3 protein-coding genes are annotated in these 2,564 nt (G+C 60.7%); all 3 read left to right on the top strand.

All coding sequences use genetic code 11. The annotated features are described in order from the left end of the window. Positions 1 to 132 precede the first annotated feature (132 nt). Entirely contained in the window at positions 133 to 1,020 is an 888-nt protein-coding gene (locus tag PXK07_RS18550; RefSeq protein WP_274849787.1) for a tyrosine-type recombinase/integrase, read from the top strand. A 12-nt stretch (positions 1,021 to 1,032) separates the two neighbouring features. Continuing rightward, a complete protein-coding gene (locus PXK07_RS18545; protein ID WP_274849786.1) occupies positions 1,033 to 2,226 on the top strand; it encodes an IS91 family transposase in 1,194 nt (397 codons plus the stop codon). Between the two features lie 4 nt (positions 2,227 to 2,230). Continuing rightward, a partial coding sequence (locus tag PXK07_RS18540; RefSeq protein ID WP_274849785.1) for a hypothetical protein occupies positions 2,231 to 2,564 on the top strand: 334 nt, incomplete at its 3' end.

The following is a 2,564-nucleotide window of genomic DNA, read 5'->3' as shown; positions in this document are numbered from 1 at the left end:
CCCTTGGACGAAGCCGCTTTCGCGGCAATGGCGCTTGTGGCTGCAGTGTTGAGCCGATCCTAAGGGCGCGCATTTTGCGATCTTGCTGACCTGTCTGACGATTGAGGTTTCTCAATCGGACAGGAGGTTTCCATGACAGAGGAGAAGATGAGCCCGCTTCGTGCGCGGATGATGGAGGATATGCGTATTCGGGGCATGGGCGACAAAGCTCAGAAGTCGCATATCCGGGCAATCAAAGATTTTGCCGCGTTCCTTGGCCATTCACCAGATACTGCCACGCCCGAGGAACTGCGCGCCTATCAATTGCACATGACCGATACCGGGGTGACGCCCTCGACCTTCAACACGCGGATCGTGGCGTTGCGGTTCTTTTTCGGCATCACCTGCGGACGCGAGGATATGAAGCGGTTCATGCAGTTCAAGACGCAGCCCAAGAAGCTACCGACGGTGTTCAGCGTGCAAGAGGTGTCGGACCTGCTCATGGCGACACCGGGACCGGGGCTGAAGTACCGGGCCGCCCTCAGCATTTCCTATGGTGCGGGGTTGCGCGCCTCTGAGGTGTGCAATCTCAAGATCAGCGACATCGACAGCGACCGGATGCTGATCCACGTCGACCAGGGGAAGGGCGGCAAAGATCGCAAGGTGATGCTGTCTCCGGGATTGCTGGGTTTGCTCCGTGAGTATTGGAAAGAGGCGCGGCCCGAAGGATGGCTCTTCCCAGGCAAGCCCAAGATCAACCCGATCTCATCGCGCCAGCTGAACCGGGCGTTTACGTCGGCCAAGCACATGGCGGGCATTTCCAAACCCGCCACGCTGCACACACTGCGACACAGCTTTGCGACGCACCTGCTTGAGGCGAACACAGACGTGCGCGTCATTCAGGTGCTCCTGGGCCACGCCAAGCTGACGACAACGGCGCAATACACTCATGTGGCCACCAAAACGATTAAGGACACCGTCAGCCCATATGAGATGCTGGCCAATCTGCAGGATCAGACCTTGCGGCGAAGCCTGGAGTGACGCGCCGGGGTCTTGCCCCGTCCCAAGCTGGAGATCGCAGACATCTTTCGACGATATGGCCCCGCGTGGCGGCGGGCCAATGCCGGGCATGTCAGCCTCTCCCAGCTCAAAGTGATGTCGTCGATTGAAGCCTGCCGAACCGATGCGCTCGGCGGGCATGTGGCCGCGTGTACCAAATGCGATCATCAACACATTGCCTATAACTCGTGCAAAAACCGCCACTGTCCAAAGTGCCAAGGCCCGGCGGCGCGCGATTGGATGGAAGCACGTGCGGAGGATCTCCTCCCTGTCGAGTATTTCCACGTCGTGTTCACGATGCCCGCAGAGATCGCGCAGATCGCCTATTGGAACAAACGGGCGGTCTACGGCCTGCTGTTCAAGGCGTCAGCAGAAACGGTGATGACCATTGCCGCTGATCCCAAACGTATGGGGGCGAAGGTGGGCCTGACCAGTGTCTTGCACACATGGGGATCGGCACTCACCCATCACCCCCACATCCACATGATCGTCCCTGGCGGTGGCCTGTCACCGGACGGCACCAAGTGGGTCGCCTGCAAACCAGGGTTCTTCCTGCATGTGAGGGTCTTGGCGCGGTTATTCCGTCGCCTGTTCGTTGAAGGACTGTTGGCGCTGCACCAAGCAGGCGAGCTTGCCTTCTTCGGTGGACACGAGGGATTGGCCGATACCGCCGCCTTCACCCAATGGCTCGCTCCGTTTCGCAAGACCGAATGGGTGGTCTACGCCAAACCGCCCTTTGGTGGGCCAGAGGCCGTGCTGGCATACCTGTCCCGGTACACCCATCGTGTGGCCATCTCGAACCATCGCTTGGTCAGCGCGGATGCCGACACCGTGGCTTTCCGCTGGAAGGACTACCGGATCAAACGCGGTGACCGCCAAAAGGTGATGCGTCTCGCCACGCCTGAGTTCATCCGCCGTTTCCTGATGCATGTCCTCCCCGATGGCTTCCACCGCATCCGGCACTACGGCCTGCTGGCCAGCGCAACACGCAAGGACAACATCGCCCGCATCCGCGACCTGCTCGGGCAGCAGCCACCTGCACTGGAAGCGCAGGAAGAAACAGAGACATCCCCGCTCACCCTGCGCGAACCATGCCCCTGCTGCGGTGGTCCCATGCGCGTGGTCGAAATCTTCCGTCGCGGACAGAAACCAATGTCGCGCGCACCACCTCGGGAGCAGGCCGCATGACTGAATGCCCGTCACCGATCACGCGCTCAAACCGGCGGCAACAAGCTGCACCGGGCTGGTCGAGATGCGCCGAATTGAAGACTCGATCCGATCTGGCAGCGATGCTGGCGACATGGGCTACTCCGAAAGCCTCAAGACGCGAGATGGCACCTCCGAATACCGCTCCGCAAGGTGCAAACCGGTCCGCAAAAACAGAGGCCCTATCGCCCGCTCGCACACAATCCCCATAGACACCGCCAAGTCCCCGCGGCTTCCACCTTGGGAGATTTTCCAACGCGGGCCGCCCGTCCACCAAGCCGCAAACTCACACCCCGGCCCGCATCGAAAAATCTTCACCA

It is taken from the genome of Phaeobacter sp. QD34_24, assembly GCF_028890115.1.
Taxonomy (GTDB): domain Bacteria; phylum Pseudomonadota; class Alphaproteobacteria; order Rhodobacterales; family Rhodobacteraceae; genus Phycobacter.
This window is presented reverse-complemented; position numbering and strand designations above follow the sequence as displayed.

What these genes read in the sequence shown, in the direction of transcription:
- PXK07_RS18550 (WP_274849787.1), top strand. Translation starts at nt 133, where the DNA reads ATGACAGAGGAGAAGATGAGCCCGCTTCGTGCGCGGATGATGGAGGAT.